This window comes from Paraburkholderia phymatum (assembly GCF_040965635.1).
Taxonomy (GTDB): Bacteria; Pseudomonadota; Gammaproteobacteria; order Burkholderiales; family Burkholderiaceae; genus Paraburkholderia; species Paraburkholderia phymatum_B.
Genome location: NZ_JBFRCH010000006.1, coordinates 72,911 through 89,086 on the forward strand (window position 1 = coordinate 72,911; position 16,176 = coordinate 89,086).

Annotated in this window: 15 protein-coding genes and 3 tRNA genes; 5 read left to right on the forward strand and 13 right to left on the reverse strand. The window is 63.6% G+C overall.

Annotated elements, in window-relative coordinates; genetic code table 11:
- Position 1 precedes the first annotated feature (1 nt).
- On the forward strand, positions 2-892 hold the full coding sequence (locus AB4Y32_RS13935) for a cytochrome c oxidase assembly protein (protein WP_368721897.1): 891 nt from the start codon (positions 2-4) through the stop codon (positions 890-892).
- Positions 893-905: 13 nt separating this feature from the next.
- On the opposite strand, the gene AB4Y32_RS13940 is transcribed toward AB4Y32_RS13935, so the two are convergent.
- From AB4Y32_RS13940 to uvrC, 6 genes are all read right to left on the reverse strand, one after another.
- Positions 906-1,406, reverse strand: a complete 501-nt coding sequence (locus tag AB4Y32_RS13940) for a GNAT family N-acetyltransferase (protein ID WP_368721898.1) — start codon at positions 1,404-1,406, stop codon at positions 906-908.
- A gap of 182 nt (positions 1,407-1,588) precedes the next feature.
- Positions 1,589-1,662 (reverse strand) — tRNA-Cys (locus AB4Y32_RS13945).
- Positions 1,663-1,797: 135 nt separating this feature from the next.
- Positions 1,798-1,873: transfer RNA gene (locus AB4Y32_RS13950), tRNA-Gly, on the reverse strand.
- 55 nt (positions 1,874-1,928) lie between these two features.
- A tRNA-Gly gene (locus AB4Y32_RS13955) sits at positions 1,929-2,004 on the reverse strand.
- Between the two features lie 136 nt (positions 2,005-2,140).
- Positions 2,141-2,731, reverse strand: a complete 591-nt coding sequence (pgsA, locus tag AB4Y32_RS13960; protein WP_368721899.1) for a CDP-diacylglycerol--glycerol-3-phosphate 3-phosphatidyltransferase — start codon at positions 2,729-2,731, stop codon at positions 2,141-2,143.
- 156 nt (positions 2,732-2,887) lie between these two features.
- A complete protein-coding gene (gene uvrC, locus AB4Y32_RS13965) occupies positions 2,888-5,071 on the reverse strand; it encodes an excinuclease ABC subunit UvrC (protein WP_368721900.1) in 2,184 nt (727 codons plus the stop codon).
- A gap of 129 nt (positions 5,072-5,200) precedes the next feature.
- On the opposite strand from uvrC, the gene earP reads away from it, so the two are divergent.
- The 4 genes from earP to AB4Y32_RS13985 all read left to right on the forward strand — a co-directional run bounded on the left by earP (position 5,201) and on the right by AB4Y32_RS13985 (position 9,351).
- Positions 5,201-6,382: an elongation factor P maturation arginine rhamnosyltransferase EarP gene (gene earP, locus AB4Y32_RS13970; RefSeq protein ID WP_368721901.1), complete on the forward strand. Its 1,182-nt coding sequence runs from the start codon at positions 5,201-5,203 to the stop codon at positions 6,380-6,382.
- Positions 6,383-6,751: 369 nt separating this feature from the next.
- Positions 6,752-7,309, forward strand: a complete 558-nt coding sequence (efp, locus tag AB4Y32_RS13975; protein ID WP_012400257.1) for an elongation factor P — start codon at positions 6,752-6,754, stop codon at positions 7,307-7,309.
- A gap of 289 nt (positions 7,310-7,598) precedes the next feature.
- Positions 7,599-7,805, forward strand: coding sequence for a CsbD family protein (locus AB4Y32_RS13980; protein WP_368721902.1), 207 nt, complete (start codon positions 7,599-7,601; stop codon positions 7,803-7,805).
- A gap of 166 nt (positions 7,806-7,971) precedes the next feature.
- Positions 7,972-9,351, forward strand: coding sequence for a sigma-54-dependent transcriptional regulator (locus AB4Y32_RS13985; RefSeq protein WP_368721903.1), 1,380 nt, complete (start codon positions 7,972-7,974; stop codon positions 9,349-9,351).
- Positions 9,352-9,429: 78 nt separating this feature from the next.
- On the opposite strand, the gene nagZ is transcribed toward AB4Y32_RS13985, so the two are convergent.
- From nagZ to lepB, 7 genes are all read right to left on the reverse strand, one after another.
- Positions 9,430-10,461 carry a beta-N-acetylhexosaminidase gene (gene nagZ, locus AB4Y32_RS13990; RefSeq protein ID WP_368721904.1) on the reverse strand — a complete coding sequence of 344 codons (1,032 nt, stop codon included), beginning with the start codon at positions 10,459-10,461 and terminating at the stop codon, positions 9,430-9,432.
- A 66-nt stretch (positions 10,462-10,527) separates the two neighbouring features.
- Positions 10,528-10,935, reverse strand: coding sequence for a holo-ACP synthase (gene acpS, locus AB4Y32_RS13995; RefSeq protein ID WP_368721905.1), 408 nt, complete (start codon positions 10,933-10,935; stop codon positions 10,528-10,530).
- Between the two features lie 34 nt (positions 10,936-10,969).
- Positions 10,970-11,734, reverse strand: coding sequence for a pyridoxine 5'-phosphate synthase (gene pdxJ, locus AB4Y32_RS14000; protein ID WP_368721906.1), 765 nt, complete (start codon positions 11,732-11,734; stop codon positions 10,970-10,972).
- Positions 11,731-12,765, reverse strand: coding sequence for a DNA repair protein RecO (gene recO, locus AB4Y32_RS14005; protein ID WP_368721907.1), 1,035 nt, complete (start codon positions 12,763-12,765; stop codon positions 11,731-11,733). Before recO ends, pdxJ begins: the two co-directional genes overlap by 4 nt.
- On the reverse strand, positions 12,752-13,651 hold the full coding sequence (gene era, locus AB4Y32_RS14010) for a GTPase Era (protein WP_368721908.1): 900 nt from the start codon (positions 13,649-13,651) through the stop codon (positions 12,752-12,754). Before era ends, recO begins: the two co-directional genes overlap by 14 nt.
- Before the next feature lie 61 nt (positions 13,652-13,712).
- Positions 13,713-15,095, reverse strand: a complete 1,383-nt coding sequence (gene rnc, locus AB4Y32_RS14015; RefSeq protein WP_368722123.1) for a ribonuclease III — start codon at positions 15,093-15,095, stop codon at positions 13,713-13,715.
- A gap of 175 nt (positions 15,096-15,270) precedes the next feature.
- Positions 15,271-16,164, reverse strand: a complete 894-nt coding sequence (gene lepB, locus AB4Y32_RS14020; protein ID WP_368721909.1) for a signal peptidase I — start codon at positions 16,162-16,164, stop codon at positions 15,271-15,273.
- Between the last annotated feature and the right edge of the window lie 12 nt (positions 16,165-16,176).

The window sequence follows — 16,176 nt, forward strand, 5'->3', positions numbered from 1 at the left end:
GATGAACCTGCTCTACTGGCTCGAACCGTGGGAGCCGTCGCCGACCGTCGTAATCGTCATGCTGATCGCCGCGCTGCTGTTCGCGCGCGGCGTGCGCAAGGCGAAGGTGTCGGTGGCGCGGCAACTGTCGTTCTGGTTCGGGCTGGTCGCGCTCTATGTCGCGCTGCATACGCGGCTCGACTACTACTTCGAGCACGAGTTCTTCATGCATCGCGCGCAGCATCTGGTGCTGCATCATCTCGGTCCGTTTTTTATCGCGCTGTCGTATCCGGGCGCGGCGATGCGCGCGGGTATTCCGTTCGCCTGGCGGCAACGCTTTCTTCGACCCGCGTTGCGGATGCGCTGGGTGCGCATGACGCTCGACGTGCTGTTCCATCCCGTCGTCGCCGTCGTTCTGTTCGTTGGGCTGATTTATTTCTGGCTGCTTTCGCCGATCCACTTCGTCGCGATGCTCGACTGGCGGCTGTATCGCGTGATGAACTGGAGCATGGTGATCGACGGACTGATGTTCTGGTGGCTCGTGCTCGATTCGCGGCCCGCGCCGCCTGCGAGGCTGTCGCCGGGGCGTCGCATTCTGATCGTCATCGCAGCGATTCCGCCTCAGATCCTGCTCGGCGCATTCATTTTCTTTACGCCACGCGAGCTTTATCCGATCTATTCGATTTGCGGGCGCGCGTTCACATGGCTCAGTCCGATGCGCGATCAACAGATCGGCGGACTCTTGCTGTGGATTCCCGGTTCGATGATGAGCGTGATCGGCGCGCTTCTCGCGCTCAGGCACTGGATGAGACTGTCGGCGCGCACGCGCCTTCGCAACGAGAAACGCGTGCCGCAGACGGCTTCCGTTCAGTCGAAGTCGTCATCGCGCGCGCTGCCTGTCAGACAGCATTGAGACACTGCGCGCCTCAGGAAGAACGCATCCAGATATGCGGGATGCCATCCTCTTCGTGGACTTCCGAAATGGGCTCGAAGCCGAACGCACCATAGAACGCCTGCAGATGCGCCTGCGCATGCAGACGCACGGGCGTGCCCGGCCACTGCGCATAGATGTGGCCAAGCACGCGTTCGAGCATCGCGCTGCCGAGCCCTTGGCCGCGAAACTCCGCTGCCGTCAGCACGCGGCCGATGCGGATGTCTGCATCCTGGTCGTCGGGCAGCAGCACGCGCAGATAGCCGGCCAGCTTCGCGCGCGCGCCGGCTTCGGGCGCGCCGTAAGCAAGCAGATGCCAGGCGCCGCGATCAAGACCGTCGACATCGCCATACAGACAGTTCTGCTCGATCACGAACACGGCCGCGCGTGCGGCCAGCATGTCGTAGACCTCGACGTTCGTCAGGTCATCGAATGCTTTCCAGCGCCAGTCCATATGCGTCGTCTCTTTGCTGCCGGTAGATTGCCGCTCGTTCATGAGATTGTCTTGTGTGGGACAGACATCCGTTGGACGTCAACGGGCCGATTATGCCGCGACGATGGGGCGAAGGCGAGACGGCCGTTAGCTTGCCGCTCACGCTCGAACGCGCGCGGAAAAAAGAAGCGGAAAAAAGAAAGCGAACAAAAGAAAAGCCCCGACACGTCGGGGCTTTTCTTTGCTGGAGGCGCGAGCCGGAGTCGAACCGGCCTACACGGCTTTGCAGGCCGCTGCATAACCGCTTTGCTATCGCGCCGTAAGCGGACTGCGGACCGTACTCTGTTGCACTGGCAACGGCTCGCAGATTTGTGCATTGGCCCTAAGGCCAGTTGAGCTCAACGCTTCTGCTGAAGCATCAAACAAAAAGGGAAGCTTTGCTTCCCCATGTGTTTGGAGCGGGAGACGAGTCTCGAACTCGCGACCTCAACCTTGGCAAGGTTGCGCTCTACCAACTGAGCTACTCCCGCATGGACCTGCACTCGCAACGCCCTGCTGACTGCTGCAAAACGCTGCTTCAAATTCTGGAGCGGGAGACGAGTCTCGAACTCGCGACCTCAACCTTGGCAAGGTTGCGCTCTACCAACTGAGCTACTCCCGCGTTTTGCTTCTACTTCTTTCCAGTGTTTCGCGTTGTTTGTTACTGCGTTCACCGGAGAAACGAGATTATGTAGAAGGCGCCGAATCGTGTCAACCCTTTTTGTACGAGAGAATAAAAATTCTAGTAGTGACCGCTTTCAGGCCATTCCGCCGCGCTCGCGAATCTGCGGCCACGCGAGCTTCATGTAGTACAGCATCGACCAGATCGTGAGGAACGCCGCGAGATAGATGAGCCACAAGCCCCACACGCGCGTGTCGATCGCAAGCGCGCCGAGCGACAGCGGGCCGTAGAACAGCAGCATCGGAATGGCGACCATCTGGCAGGCCGTCTTGAACTTGCCGAGCGAGTTCACCGCGACGCTCTTCGATGCGCCGATCTGCGCCATCCATTCGCGCAGCGCCGAAATCGCGATCTCGCGGCCGACGATCACGAGCGCGATCGCCGAATCGAGGCGCGCCAGTTGCACGAGCACGAGCAGCGCGGCCGTGACCATCAGCTTGTCGGCGACGGGATCGAGGAACGCGCCGAACGCCGACGTCTGATTCCATTTGCGCGCGAGAAAACCGTCGAACCAGTCGGTCAGCGCCGCGAGGATGAAGATCGTCGCGGCGGCCAGATTGCGGTGGGCCGGGCTCAGCATCATGTCCGGCAGATAGAACACGCCCACGACGAGCGGAATCAATACGATCCGCAGCCATGTCAGGAAGATCGGAAAATTAAACGGCATGGGGCAGGCGCAAGGTTCTGAGATAAGAGATGCAATTGTGCCGGTTCACCGGACGAGCTACAAGCAACGCGCCCGGCGCGGGTCTGGGCCGAGCCGCTCGGGAAGCGACCCGCGCGCATCGGCGCGCGACTCGCCGTCGCACGGCAAGCGCATGTATCAATGCAACTGCCGATAGATCTGCTCGGCCAGTGCGCGCGAAATGCCTTCGACGCTTGCGAGATCGTCGACGCTCGCCGCCACCACGCCGCGCAAGCCTCCGAAGCGCGCAAGGAGCCGCTGCCGGCGTTTCGCGCCGACGCCTTCCAGCTCCTCGAGCCGGGACGTCTGCCGCGTCTTGCCGCGCTTCGCGCGCATGCCGGTGATCGCGAAACGGTGCGCTTCGTCGCGGATCTGCGCGACAAGCATCAGCGCCGCACTTTCCTTGCCGAGTTCGAGCGACGGCCGGCCGTCCGCGAACACGAGCGTCTCCAGACCGACCTTGCGCCCTTCGCCCTTCGCGACGCCGACCAGCATGCCCAGATCGAGCCCGAGCTCGTTGAACACCTGACGCGCAATCTCGACCTGACCCTTGCCGCCGTCGATCAGCACGATGTTCGGCAGCACACCGCCCGCGGCGACAGGTTCCGCGCCTTCGGGCGTGACAGCCGGATCGGCGGCGGCGTCCGGTTGCAGTTCCGCCGCTTCGTCGTTTGCGTTCGCCGCGGCCTGCGCCACCATCTTCTCGTAGCGGCGCGTGAGCACCTGACGCATCGCCGCGTAGTCGTCGCCCGGCGTGATGCCCGTGATGTTGTAGCGCCGGTATTCCGACGACTGCATCTTGTGATGGTGAAAGACGACGCACGATGCCTGCGTCGCCTCGCCCATCGTATGACTGATGTCGAAGCACTCGATGCGCAGATGCGCAAGGTCATCGCACTCGAGCGACAGTGTGTCGGCGAGCGCACGGGTGCGCGACTGCTGCGAGCCTTGCTCGGACAGCAAGCGCGCGAGCGCGAGACGCGCGTTCTGCTCGGCCATCGCGAGCCACGCTCGCTTCTGGCCTTGCGGCTGGCGCAGCAGCGTGACCTTGTGCCCGGCCTGCTCGATCAGCAGATCGACGAGTTCGCGGCTGGCGGGCGCGTGACTGACGACGAGCACGGGCGGCACGCGATTGCCGAGATAATGCTGCGCGATGAACGCTTCGAGCACTTCGGCTTCGATGCCGGCGCGCGGCTTCGTGTCGCTATCGGCGCCATCGTCGGTATCCTCGGAGGCTTCGACGCTCTCGTTCGTCCCGGTTGCATCCGAAGCGGCTTCGTCCACGCGTTCATCCGATTCTTCGCCCAATTCCGCTTCGATATCCACCAGCGCGGATGGCGCAAGAGCGGTTGCCTCGTCATCTTCGAGTCCGCCCTCCTCCGCCGTCAGCGCGCTTTCGACGTGCGTCGGGAAATAAGCCTTGTCGCCCAGATGCCGGCCGCCGCGCACCATCGCCAGATTCACGCAGACGCGTCCGCCAAGCGCGACGACGGCAAGAATATCGACGTCGCTCTCGCCGCCCACTTCGATTGCCTGCTGATGCAGCACAGTCGACAGCGAACTCATCTGATTGCGCACCGCCGCCGCCTGCTCGAACTTCAGTTCGCTTGCGAACGCATGCATCTTCTGCTCGAGTTCCTTCATCACTTCGGACTGCCGTCCGAGCAGAAAGCGCGATGCATTGGACACGTCACGCGCGTAATCCTCTTCGCTGATCGCGCCAACGCATGGCGCCGTGCATCGTCCGATCTGATGCAGCAGACACGGCCGCGTACGGTTGCTGAACACGGAGTCTTCGCAGGTGCGCAACTGGAACACGCGCTGCAAGATCTGGATGCTCTCGCGCACCGCCCATGCACTCGGGAACGGTCCGAAATACTGGTTCTTCTTGTCGACCGAGCCGCGGTAGTACGCCATGCGCGGAAACTGATGGCCCGTCAACTTCAGATACGGATACGACTTGTCATCGCGAAACAGAATGTTGTAGCGCGGCGCCAAAGCCTTGATGAGATTGTTCTCGAGCAACAGTGCTTCGGCTTCCGAACGCGTGACGGTCGTTTCGATCTTCGCGATCCGCGTGACCATCATCGCGATACGCGGCGACAGCAGCGTCTTCGTGAAGTAGCTCGACACGCGCTTCTTCAGGTCGCGCGCCTTGCCCACGTACAGCACTGCGCCCTGCGCGTCGTAGTAGCGATAGACGCCCGGCATATGCGGCAACTGGCGCAGCACTTTTTTCGGGTCGAACGCTTCGGCGGCGCTGTCGGGTGCGCCGGACTTCGCGGCGGCATCGGATGCGGATGAGGAATCGGATCGGGTCATGCAGAATCGGGCCGGGCGCCGGGCGTGGACGGCGCGTTGTGTGGGTCGGGTGCTCTCGCGTGCGTTTGCGTGCTTTAGAATCGCCAGTTTAGAACATTCCGCCCGCGCCCGAACCCAGGCGCCGCCATCATGTCCTCCGGTTCCACTCGACGGCCACAGCCCCCAGCGATCGCATGCGACATTTTCTGCGCGGTAATCGACAACTTCGGTGATATCGGCGTTTGCTGGCGGCTCGCGCGGCAGCTCGCGAACGAACACGGCTGGCAGGTGCGTGTGTTCGTCGACGATCTGCATGCGTTTCACAAGCTCAATCCATCCGTCGATGCCGAAAAGTCGCGGCAGACGCTCGACGGCATCGTCATCGAGCACTGGCACGAGCCCGCGCACGCGGGCGAGACGCTGCAGGTGGCCGACGTCGTGATCGAGGCGTTCGCGTGCGAACTGCCGCCCGTCTACATCGCGGCGATGGCGCGACGCAAGCGCGTGCCCGTCTGGTTCAACCTCGAATATCTGAGCGGCGAAGACTGGGTCGCGGATTTTCACTTGCGGCCGTCTCCACATCCGCGTTACGCGCTGTCGAAGACGTTTTTCTTCCCGGGGCTCGGCAAAGGCACGGGCGGCGTGCTGAAGGAGCGCGACCTCGACGCGCGCCGCGAGGCGTTCCTGGCGTCGCCCGACGCGCGCGCCGCCTGGTGGCAGGCGAAGACAGGCAGCGCGCCGCCGGAACAGGGCACAACCGTCATCTCGCTGTTCGCGTACGAAAACCCGGCCGTCGACAGCCTGCTCGCCCAGTGGCGCGACGCCAGCGGCGACACCGTCCTGCTCGTGCCGGAGGGGCGCATCTCGGGCGCGGTGGCACGGTTTTTTGGCTTGTCGTCATTCGCGGCAGGCGCGCAGGCATCGCATGGCAATCTGCGCGCCCATGCGCTCGCGTTCACGGATCAGCCTGGCTACGACGAACTGCTGTGGGTCAGCGACATCAACTTCGTGCGCGGCGAGGACTCGTTCGTGCGCGCGCAGTGGGCCGCGCGTCCGTTCATCTGGCACATCTATCCGCAGGCCGACGATGCCCATCTGCCGAAGCTCGACGCCGCGCTCGCGCACTATGCGCACGGACTTCCCGCGGCTGCGCGCGCGGCGCTCAGCCGCTTCTGGCACGCGTGGAACGGCAACGGCACGCCAGACTGGGCGGAGTTCCAGCGCCATCGCCCGAAACTCGCGGCGCGCGCGGCCGACTGGGCGCGCGATCTGGCGTCGATCGGGGATCTCGCTGGAAATCTGGCGGAATTCGCAAAAACTCAGTTAAAATAAGCGGTTATCCAACGGCCGACGACGCAAGCGCGGCACGACGGCGCGCCGCGGCAGGGGTTCCAGCAGGAGTTAGTTTTGTGGGCCTCCGCAGTTGCGCTGTCGGTGTCACACGAGTACGCGCCCGCTTCGGGTACAAAGAAGCAGACGGACGCTTCGGGTAAAGCAGCAAGGCAGAAGCAGACTGGCATGTAGGACGGAAGCAATCGGAGCGGTAAAACGCGCCTGCCCCGTCGACGCCGGCCCTGCTTACCGCGCAATCCAGTTTGATCCGCCTCATAGGGCGTCGAACGCGCGTCGGGCGCCGAACCCGCTTGCGCCGTATGCCGTTGAGCAAAAGTTGAAGCACCTTATTTCGTACAGGACAGTTTTATGAAGATCGCTCAGGAACTCCGCACCGGCAACGTCGTGATGATCGGCAACGACGCGATGGTCGTTCAGAAGGCCGAATACAACAAATCGGGCCGCAACGCCGCCGTCGTCAAGATGAAGTTCAAGAACCTGCTGACGGGCGCAGGCATGGAAACCGTCTACAAGGCGGACGACAAATTCGACGTCGTCGTGCTGGATCGCAAGGAAGTCACGTACTCGTACTTCGCCGACCCGATGTACGTGTTCATGGACGCCGACTACAACCAGTACGAAGTCGAAGCGGAAATGATGGGCGACGCGCTCAACTACCTCGAAGACGGCATGGCTTGCGAAGTCGTGTTCTACAACGAGAAGGCCATCTCGGTCGAACTGCCGACCACGCTGGTCCGCGAAATCATCTACACGGAGCCGGCTGTCAAGGGCGACACGTCGTCGGGCAAGGTCTTGAAGACTGCAAAGCTGAACACCGGTTTCGAACTGCAAGTGCCGCTCTTCTGCAACATCGGCGACAAGATCGAAATCGACACGCGTACCAACGAATACCGCAGCCGCGCCTAAGTTTGAATCGCGCCGCACGGCAATCGTCTTAAGCCCTGACTCACTTAGGGCTTCGAGTTTAAAAAGCGCCCATCTGGGCGCTTTTTCTTTTTTTCGCGACCGTGTATGGTGGTGGAAAACTTTACCGGCCAAGCATGCAATTTTGCCAAGTCGGTTGTGGCATCCGTGTTTTCAGACCGCGCCCACGTCGACTTTTCGGGATAGTTTGCATTGGCACGACTCCTGCTCTCCGAAGATTTCAGGCCCACGAGGCTTTTCGTTTTATTCGGAAGAAATAGGGAGAGGTGCCATGAACGACGATATCGCTGAAGGCAAGTGGAAACAGATGATCGGCAAGGCGAAAACCGCGTGGGGCCAACTCACGGACGACGAACTGATCAAGGCGAAAGGCCGCGCCGACAAGCTGGCGGGCCTGATCCAGGAGCGATATGGGAAGACGCGCGATGAAGCCGAACTCGAGGTACGCCGCTTCTTCGATCGCCACCGCGACGGGTGACGGGCGACCTGCGCCGGGCGATGTTTGTCCGGCGACTTCCGATGCCGTTGCGTCTGACCGGGAGCATTGGCCACTCAAGCCCACTCATCCAGCGCCCGCGCGCTCGGGACCGCCGCTGCGGCCCGTGCGCGTCGGGACTCCGTCAATATGAACAATTGCGCTCGTTATGCCACATGCCCTGATTGTCGAAGACGATCCCAATAGCCTGTCAGGCCTGTCCGCGATTCTTGCGGCCGACGGTTTTTCCGTCGACACCGCCATCACGCTCTCAGAAGCGCGCGCAGCGCTGACCCGCTTTATCCCCGACGTCGTGCTCGTCGACCTGAATCTGCCCGACGGCAGCGGCCTCGACCTGCTCCAGCACCTGCCCGCGCAGCCGCCCGGCGGCGCCTTGCCCGTGATCGTGATGACGGGCAACGCGACTGTCGAAAGCGCGATCGAAGGCCTGCGCCATGGCATCTGGGACTATCTGCTCAAGCCCGTCAATATCCCGCGGCTGCGCAGCCTGCTGGCGCGCATTCCGCGTCCCTACGAACTGACCGAGGAAGTCCAGGCGCTGCGCGCGAGGTTGCGCCGCATGGGCCGCTTCGGACCGATGATCGGCCGCAGCGGCGCGATCCAGCATGTGTACGATTCGGTCGAGCATATCGCGCCGACGGAAGCGGCCGTGTTGATATCGGGCGAAGCGGGCACGGGCAAGGAAGTCGCCGCGCGCACGCTGCACGAGATGAGCCGCCGGCGCAAAGGGCCGTTCGTCGTGCTCGATTGCCGCTCGGCCCAGGCGGTCGATAGCCGGCCGCTGGACAGCCTGCTGTTCGGCCACGAGCGCGGCGCGTTCGGCGGCGCGGAGCAGCGCGAGCCCGGCCTCTTCGAACAGGCGAGCGGCGGCACGCTCTTCATCGACGAAATCACGCTGCTTCCGCGCGCGCAGCAGGAAGCGCTGCTCGGCGCGCTCGATTCACAGACCTTCATGCGCGTCGGCGGCACGAACCAGGTGGCCACCGACTTCCGCCTGATTGCGTCGACGCGCAAGATGCCGCGCGCAGCCGTCGCCGATGGCAGCCTGCATCAGGATCTCGGCCTGCGGCTGGAAGCGGCCGCGCTGTCGCTGCCGCCGCTGCGCGAGCGCGGCGACGATCCGTCGCTCTTCGCGCAAGTGCTCGTCGACGAGCTGAACGATGAGGCGAACGCACGCGGCGTGGCCGATGCAACGAAGCTGATTGGACCAAATTTCGTCCGCGAGTGTCTTGCGTACGAGTGGCCCGGCAACGTGCGCGAGTTGCAAGAGCGCGTGCGGCGCGCGTATCACGCGTCGGGCGACGTGCTGGAGACGCTGCGCGCCGACGAAGGCAACAGCGTGGGCGGTCGCGATCTGAACGGTGGCCGCGTGCAGGTGACGGTCGGCACGCCGCTCGCCGATGTCGAGGAAATGCTGATCCGCGCGACGCTCGATGCCGTCGGCGGCACGCGGCATCGCGCGGCGTCGTTGCTCGGCATCAGTCCGAAAACGCTGTACAACAAGCTGCAACGGATGCGGCTGAACTGACGCATTCAACTCCACGCGCAAAAGAAAAGGACGGGTCGTGCCCGTCCTTTTGCATTCGCCCCCTGCGGAAGCTTCCAGTCAGGAAGCGAACACCGCGCGCAACAGCGCCTGAGCCTGCTGATACTGCGGCTCGGCGGCGAGCTTCTCCCACGACAACCCCTTGCCGCGCGGACGCATCCGTTTCAGGCGGCGCTTCGACTCCTTCGATTGCGTGAAGCGCAGCGCATCGAGCACCTTCCCCGCTTCGTCCGGCTGATTGCAGATCAGCACCATGTCGACGCCCGCTTCGAGCGCGGCCGTCGCCGCTTCCGTCAGCGTGCCCCCCTGGCGCGCGGCTTCCATCGACAGATCGTCGCTGAAGACCGCGCCTTCGAAGCGCAGCTTCTTGCGCAGGATGTCCTGGACCCACACGCGCGAAAAACCGGCCGGCTTGCTGTCGACCTTCGGATAAATCACATGCCCCGGCAGCACCGACGCCAGCGACAAGCCGAGCCAGTCATACGGCGCGACGTCCTCCTTGAGAATCTCGTCGAGCGTGCGTTCGTCGACGGGCACCGCGTGGTGCGAATCCGCCGACGCGAATCCGTGACCCGGAAAGTGCTTGCCGCAATTCGCCATGCCCGCGAGCGCGAGTCCGTGATTGAGGCTCTTCGCGAGCAGCGTGACGACGCGCGGATCGCGATGGAACGCGCGATCGCCGATCACCTGCGAGTTGCCGTAGTTCAGATCGAGCACGGGCGTGAAGCTCATGTCGATGCCGCACGCGCGCAACTCCGACGCGAGGATATAGCCGACGGCCGTCGTCACCTTGGTCGCGTGCAGCACGTCGTCGTCCCACAGCGCGCCGAGCTTGCCCATCGACGGCAGCACTGTGAAGCCGTCGGTGCGAAAGCGCTGCACGCGCCCGCCTTCGTGATCGACGGCGATCAGCAGATCGTCGCGCACGTCGCGGATCGCTTCCGTCAGCGCGACGAGTTGCGCGCGGCTTTCGAAATGACGCGCGAAGAGAATCACGCCACCCGTCATCGGATGAGCGAGGCGGCGCTCGTCGTCGGCGTTCAGCGTCTTGCCGACCACGTCGAGCATTACCAGGCCTGGAGTCAGTTTCATCGGGTCTATGAGAGCAAAAGTGAAAGACTGCTGCGCCGCTTGCGCGCTCGCGCCGCGTCGGGTTGATCAGACGGAACGATCGGCTGTTTCGGCGATCACGAACGACACCGCGTAATCGCGCTCGTCGGACAGTGTGACTTGCGACGTGATCCCGCGTTCCGCGAGCCACTCGGCGAGTTCTCCGGACGCCACGCAGACGGGACGGCCGCTCGCTTCGTTGAGCGTCTGCAGCGCGCGCCAGGTCATCGGCCAGCGCATGCCGAGTCCAATCGCCTTCGAGAACGCTTCCTTGACGGAAAAGCGCGTCGCGAGAAACGCAAGCCCGCGCGCCTGAGAGCGCGCATTGCGCGCGTGATAGATGCGCAGCTCTTCGGGTCCGAGCACTTTCTCGGCGAAGCGCCCGTTGGTGCGCTCCATCACCGCCGCGACGCGGCTCACCTGAACGATGTCGGTGCCGATGCCGTAGATCGCCATATGCGTGCCGCCGCTTTTGTGTCGTTGCGTGTCGTTATGAGCGCGCCGCGAGACGCGCGGCGACCATGATCGCCTTCATCTCGCGCACGGCGTTGTCCCAGCCCGCGAAGATCGCATGTGCGACGATCGCGTGGCCGATATTGAGTTCGACGATGCCCTCGATTGCCGCGATCTGCTGGACGTTCGTGTAGTGCAGGCCGTGGCCCGCATTCACCTTCAAGCCCAGCGACGCGCCGAACTCCACGCCGCGCACGATGCGCTCGTACTCGCGCTGCTGCTCTTTCGGATCGTGTGCGTCCGCGTAAGCGCCCGTGTGCAGTTCGATGACGGGCGCGCCCGCTTCGTGCGCGGCGCGGATCTGCGTTTCGTCGGCATCGATGAAAAGCGATACGCGCGAGCCGGCATCCGCCAGCTGCTTGCACGCGGCGCGCACCGCTTCGAAATGACCGGCGACGTCGAGCCCGCCTTCCGTCGTCAGCTCCTGACGCTTTTCCGGCACGAGGCACACATCGTGCGGCTGCACTTCGCACGCGATGTCGAGCATCTCCTTCGTAACCGCGCACTCGAGGTTCATGCGCGTCTTCAATTGCGGCCGCAGCGCGCGCACGTCGGCGTCGACGATGTGGCGGCGGTCTTCGCGCAGATGCAGCGTGATCGCGTCGGCGCCCGCTTCTTCCGCCTGGCGCGCGGCGCGCACGGGATCGGGGTATGACGTGCCACGCGCGTTGCGCAGCGTCGCGACGTGATCGATGTTCACGCCCAGGTCGATCACATTGGGGGAAGTCAGAAAGAAGCTCATAGGTTCTGCAGATCGATCAGAATCTGGCGCGTCGCGAGGGGCGTGCCGCCCAGATAGGTGTTGAGCAAAAAGCGCATCAGCGTCTTGCTTTGCGCGACGGTCTGCGCTCGATGGTAATCGTCCTGTTCCATGTCGAGCAAGGTTTGACCGCTGATGACGGGCCAGTTCGAAGGAAGATCGTCGGATGCTTCGCGCACGCCGCGCTCGGGGTCGAACACATAGCGCCCTTCGGGGATCACGGCTTTGCGCGTCACCGTGCGATTGAGCGACATCGCGTAGCCGGTTTCGCGCAGCAGCACGCGCTCGAACGAACGCAGCACCTGCACGGGCGGCTCGTCGTGCGCGAGGCGCGTCAGCGTGACGACGTAATGATGGAACAGTTGCGGATGCGGATCTTCGCGCGCGAGAAACTTGACGAGCAACTCGTTCACGTAGAACCCGCACAGGAGCGCGTCGCCCGTGAGCGGCAGCATTCCGCCGACCCACTCGGCTCCCGTCAGCGTGCGCATCTCCGACTTGCCGGACCATGCGAGCGACAGCGGCTGGAACGTCTGCAGAACGCCGCGCAGTGCGGAGTGCGGACGCTTCGCGCCCTTCGCGACGAGCGCGATACGCCCGTGATCGCGCGACAGCACATCGATGATCAGGCTCGTCTCGCGATACGGATAGCTGTGCAGCACGAACGCGGGCTGCTCGGAGATACGGAATTCGGATGCCGGCGCGCGCGGCACGCGCGAAGGTGCTCGGCGTGCCGTCGTCTTGCGCGGTGGTTCGGGCGCGCCGTAGTCGTCGGCGCTTTCTTCAATGTCGTTGTCGCTCGCGGTGCGCGAAACAGCGCGACGAGGGCCGGCGCTGCTGCGTTTCGCTGTGCGCACTGGCTTCGCGCGTCCGGACAGTTTTGACGACGCGGACGCCTCCTCGCCGCCGTGTGCGCGTGTGAAGTCGTCGTGATCGGCTTCCGGGTTGGCGTCCTTCCGCAGCGTCATCCACGCGTCGGATTGGGTGCCCGTCGCGCCGTCATTCGTAACCATAGGCGCGGAGTCCGGCTTCGTTGTCGGCCCAGCCACTCTTCACCTTGATGAACGTCTCCAGATACACGGGGCCATCGAACAGCTTCTCCATGTCGATGCGCGCTTCCGTGCTGATCTGCTTCAGCTTCGCGCCCTTCTGACCGATGACCATCGCCTTGTGCGAATCGCGCTCGACAAGAATCGTCGCGAAGATGCGACGCAGGCGCCCCTCCGTCTCGAACTTGTCGATGAGCACGGTGCTCGTGTACGGCAACTCGTCACCCGTCCAGCGGAACACTTTTTCGCGCAGGATTTCGGCGGCAAGGAAACGCTCGCTGCGATCGGTCAGGTCGTCTTCGCCGTAGATCGGCTCGCCCTCAGGCAAGTACGGCTTGACGGTCGACAACAGGCGCTTGATGTCGTCGGGATTCTTCGCCGACAGCGGCACGATTTCCTTGAACTCGCGCAGCGCGCTCATCTGCTGCATGAACGGGAACAGCGAATCCTTGTCACCCACGCGATCGAGCTTGTTCGCGATGAGCAGCGTCGGCGCCGAGGCGGGAACGAGGTCGAGCACTTTCTGGTCGTCGGGGCCGAAGCGTCCGGCCTCGATCACGAAAAGCACGGCATCGACGGACGTCAGCGTCGATGTCACCGCGCGATTCAGCGACCGGTTCAGCGCGCCGCTATGGCGCGTCTGGAAGCCGGGCGTATCGACGAAGATGTACTGCGCGTCGTCATGCGTGTTGATGCCCGTGATGCGATGGCGGGTCGTCTGCGCCTTGCGCGACGTAATGCTGACCTTCTGGCCGACGAGCGCGTTCATCAGCGTCGATTTGCCGACGTTCGGGCGGCCAACGATCGCGACCATGCCGCAGCGAAAACCAGTGGGGGTGGGAGCGTTCATATTCGGACTACGGCAGGTTCGTGTGGACGCGCGGTGAGGGCGCGTTCACGTCGGATTGCGTTCAATGACCGGCATCGGCCACGCGCGTTTGCACCGCGCCGGCGACGCCGGGTTCGAGATCGGTCGCGCCCGCGCCCGGCGCAGCCTCGCGAGCACGCGACGCGGATTTGTCGGGGCCGCGGGGACTGGGATCGAGCTTGTCGGCTGGCTTGTCGGCGGATTTTTCCGCGGACTTTTCAACCGGCTTTTCGATGGGGCGCGCCTGGGCTTCGGGCTTGTCGGACGGCTGGCGTTCGGGAAACCGCACAGCGGGTTCCGGTTTGTCGATGGCCTTATCTGCCCTTTCAGCCTTTCCACCCTTTTCCTGGGCGGGCCTATCCTGCGGTCCCTTTTCCTGGGCAGACTTTTCGGTGGTGGACTTTTCGGAAGCGTGCTTGTCGGCGATGGGCTTTTCGGCCGGCTTGTCGGCTGCTCGCGCCGGACGCTCGGCCTTATCGGCGCGCTCCGTCTTGTCCGCCGTCTCCTGACTGTATTCGACGTGAGCCGCGCGGATCACGGCCAGCGGCGCAGCCGCAGCGGCCTGGCCGGCGGACGGCGCATCCGGCGACGCCGGCTTCGCGTCACCGCGCGCGGCGCGCTCGGCCTTGCGATGATCGGGGGCGCGCAGATCGAGCGCCGCCTGCACGCCCGTCACGCCCGGCACGATTTCCGCCTCGGCTTTGGCCGCCGCTCGCGCGCCTTTCGAGCGCTTCGGCTTGGCAACCATGGCCGGCGCCGCCGCCATCACTTCGTCGAGCGCCTTCTTCGCCGCCGCCTGTTCGGCGGCACGGCGGCTCGCGCCGGAACCGGACACTTTCACATCCAGCTTGGGCACAGTGCATTCCACTTCGAATTGCTGATTGTGCGCTGCACCGTGCGTCGCGACGACGGTATAGGTGGGCAGCGGAATCTTGTGGCCTTGCAGATATTCCTGGAGCAAGGTCTTGGCGTCCTTGCCGAGCGTGCGCGGGTCGATGTGGTCGAGAATCGGCACGTAAAGACGTTTGATAACCGTCTGCGCGGCCTCGAAACCGCCGTCCAGGAAGATCGCACCGAGAATCGCCTCAAGCGTGTCGGCCAAGATGGACGGCCGCCGGAAGCCGCCGCTGCGCAATTCGCCCTCGCCTAGCCGCAAGCCCTCTGAGATATTCAGGGCCTGGGCGATTTCGTAAAGCGACTGCTGTTTGACCAGATTCGCCCGAACGCGGGACAGATCGCCCTCGTCGAGCTTGCCGAAACGTTGGAACAATAGCGCGGCCACCGCGCAGTTCAGAACGGAATCGCCGAGAAATTCCAGCCGCTCGTTATGCGTGGCACTGTGACTGCGGTGAGTTAAAGCCTGGCGCAGCAATTCCGCATTGCGGAATTCGTAGCGCAAACGGCTTTCCAACGGAGATAGGGGCATGTGCAGAGTATAACGCGGGCGCCACACGGGGCGAAAACGCGGCCCCGGCGCCGAAAAAGCGTGTTGTAGCGGCGTTACCGCGCGTTGTTAAAGTAGCGTGATAACACGCCGTGATCAGTGCGCGACGTGTTGCGCGGCTCAAATGCGCATCCGCATCGGGACGCGCAAAGCGCAATCAATGGAAGCTGCCGATGCGCTTCAGATTGCTGAAGTTCATCCAGATGAAGAACGCGCGGCCAACGACGTTCTTGTCCGGCGCGAAACCCCAATAGCGGCTGTCGGCGCTGTTGTCGCGGTTGTCGCCCATCATGAAGTAGTTGCCCGGCGGTACCTTGCATACGACGCCCTGCGCGTCGTACTTGCAGTTGTCGCGATACGGATAGTCTTCGGCGCCGACGATGAACGGCGGCACGGCAGGATTATTGAGAATCGCGTTCTTGCGGCCGTCGATGTCTTCTTCAAACTGCTTCGCGTAACCGATGCGCTCTTCGTCGAAGTAATCGGGCAGCGGCGCTTCCGGAACGGGCTTGCCGTTGATCGTGAGCTTCTTGTCCTGATACGCGACGATATCGCCCGGCAGACCGATCACGCGTTTGATGTAGTCGACGGATTCGTCCTTCGGATAGCGGAACACGACGATATCGCCACGCTGCAGCGGACGGCCCTCCGTGATCTTCGTATTCACGATGGGCAGGCGAATGCCGTAGTCGTACTTGTTCACGAGAATGAAGTCGCCGACCAGCAGCGTCGGCACCATCGATCCCGACGGAATCTTGAACGGCTCGACGACGAACGAGCGCACGACGAACACAACGAGTATCACTGGGAAAAAGCTCGCCGTGTATTCGAGCCACCACGGCTGACGGAGCTTTTCTTCACGCAGGTGCGCGCGCGTGGCGGGCGCGTTCTCATCGGCGAAACGCTCGCCGACGCGCGCCTGCTGACGATCGAACTCTGCGACGGCAGCCTCTGCCGCACGGCGCCGTTGCGGCAGGAAAACCAGTTTGTCTGCGACCCATGCCACGCCCGTAATGATCACGAGCACAAAAAGAATCAGCGCAAAATTCATAGGGTTCCAGTT

What these genes read in the sequence shown, in the direction of transcription:
- AB4Y32_RS13935 (WP_368721897.1), top strand. Translation starts at nt 2, where the DNA reads ATGAACCTGCTCTACTGGCTCGAACCGTGGGAGCCGTCGCCGACCGTC.
- AB4Y32_RS13940 (WP_368721898.1), bottom strand. Translation starts at nt 1,406, where the DNA reads ATGAACGAGCGGCAATCTACCGGCAGCAAAGAGACGACGCATATGGAC.
- pgsA (WP_368721899.1), bottom strand. Translation starts at nt 2,731, where the DNA reads ATGCCGTTTAATTTTCCGATCTTCCTGACATGGCTGCGGATCGTATTG.
- uvrC (WP_368721900.1), bottom strand. Translation starts at nt 5,071, where the DNA reads ATGACCCGATCCGATTCCTCATCCGCATCCGATGCCGCCGCGAAGTCC.
- earP (WP_368721901.1), top strand. Translation starts at nt 5,201, where the DNA reads ATGTCCTCCGGTTCCACTCGACGGCCACAGCCCCCAGCGATCGCATGC.
- efp (WP_012400257.1), top strand. Translation starts at nt 6,752, where the DNA reads ATGAAGATCGCTCAGGAACTCCGCACCGGCAACGTCGTGATGATCGGC.
- AB4Y32_RS13980 (WP_368721902.1), top strand. Translation starts at nt 7,599, where the DNA reads ATGAACGACGATATCGCTGAAGGCAAGTGGAAACAGATGATCGGCAAG.
- AB4Y32_RS13985 (WP_368721903.1), top strand. Translation starts at nt 7,972, where the DNA reads ATGCCACATGCCCTGATTGTCGAAGACGATCCCAATAGCCTGTCAGGC.
- nagZ (WP_368721904.1), bottom strand. Translation starts at nt 10,461, where the DNA reads ATGAAACTGACTCCAGGCCTGGTAATGCTCGACGTGGTCGGCAAGACG.
- acpS (WP_368721905.1), bottom strand. Translation starts at nt 10,935, where the DNA reads ATGGCGATCTACGGCATCGGCACCGACATCGTTCAGGTGAGCCGCGTC.
- pdxJ (WP_368721906.1), bottom strand. Translation starts at nt 11,734, where the DNA reads ATGAGCTTCTTTCTGACTTCCCCCAATGTGATCGACCTGGGCGTGAAC.
- recO (WP_368721907.1), bottom strand. Translation starts at nt 12,765, where the DNA reads ATGGTTACGAATGACGGCGCGACGGGCACCCAATCCGACGCGTGGATG.
- era (WP_368721908.1), bottom strand. Translation starts at nt 13,651, where the DNA reads ATGAACGCTCCCACCCCCACTGGTTTTCGCTGCGGCATGGTCGCGATC.
- rnc (WP_368722123.1), bottom strand. Translation starts at nt 15,095, where the DNA reads ATGCCCCTATCTCCGTTGGAAAGCCGTTTGCGCTACGAATTCCGCAAT.
- lepB (WP_368721909.1), bottom strand. Translation starts at nt 16,164, where the DNA reads ATGAATTTTGCGCTGATTCTTTTTGTGCTCGTGATCATTACGGGCGTG.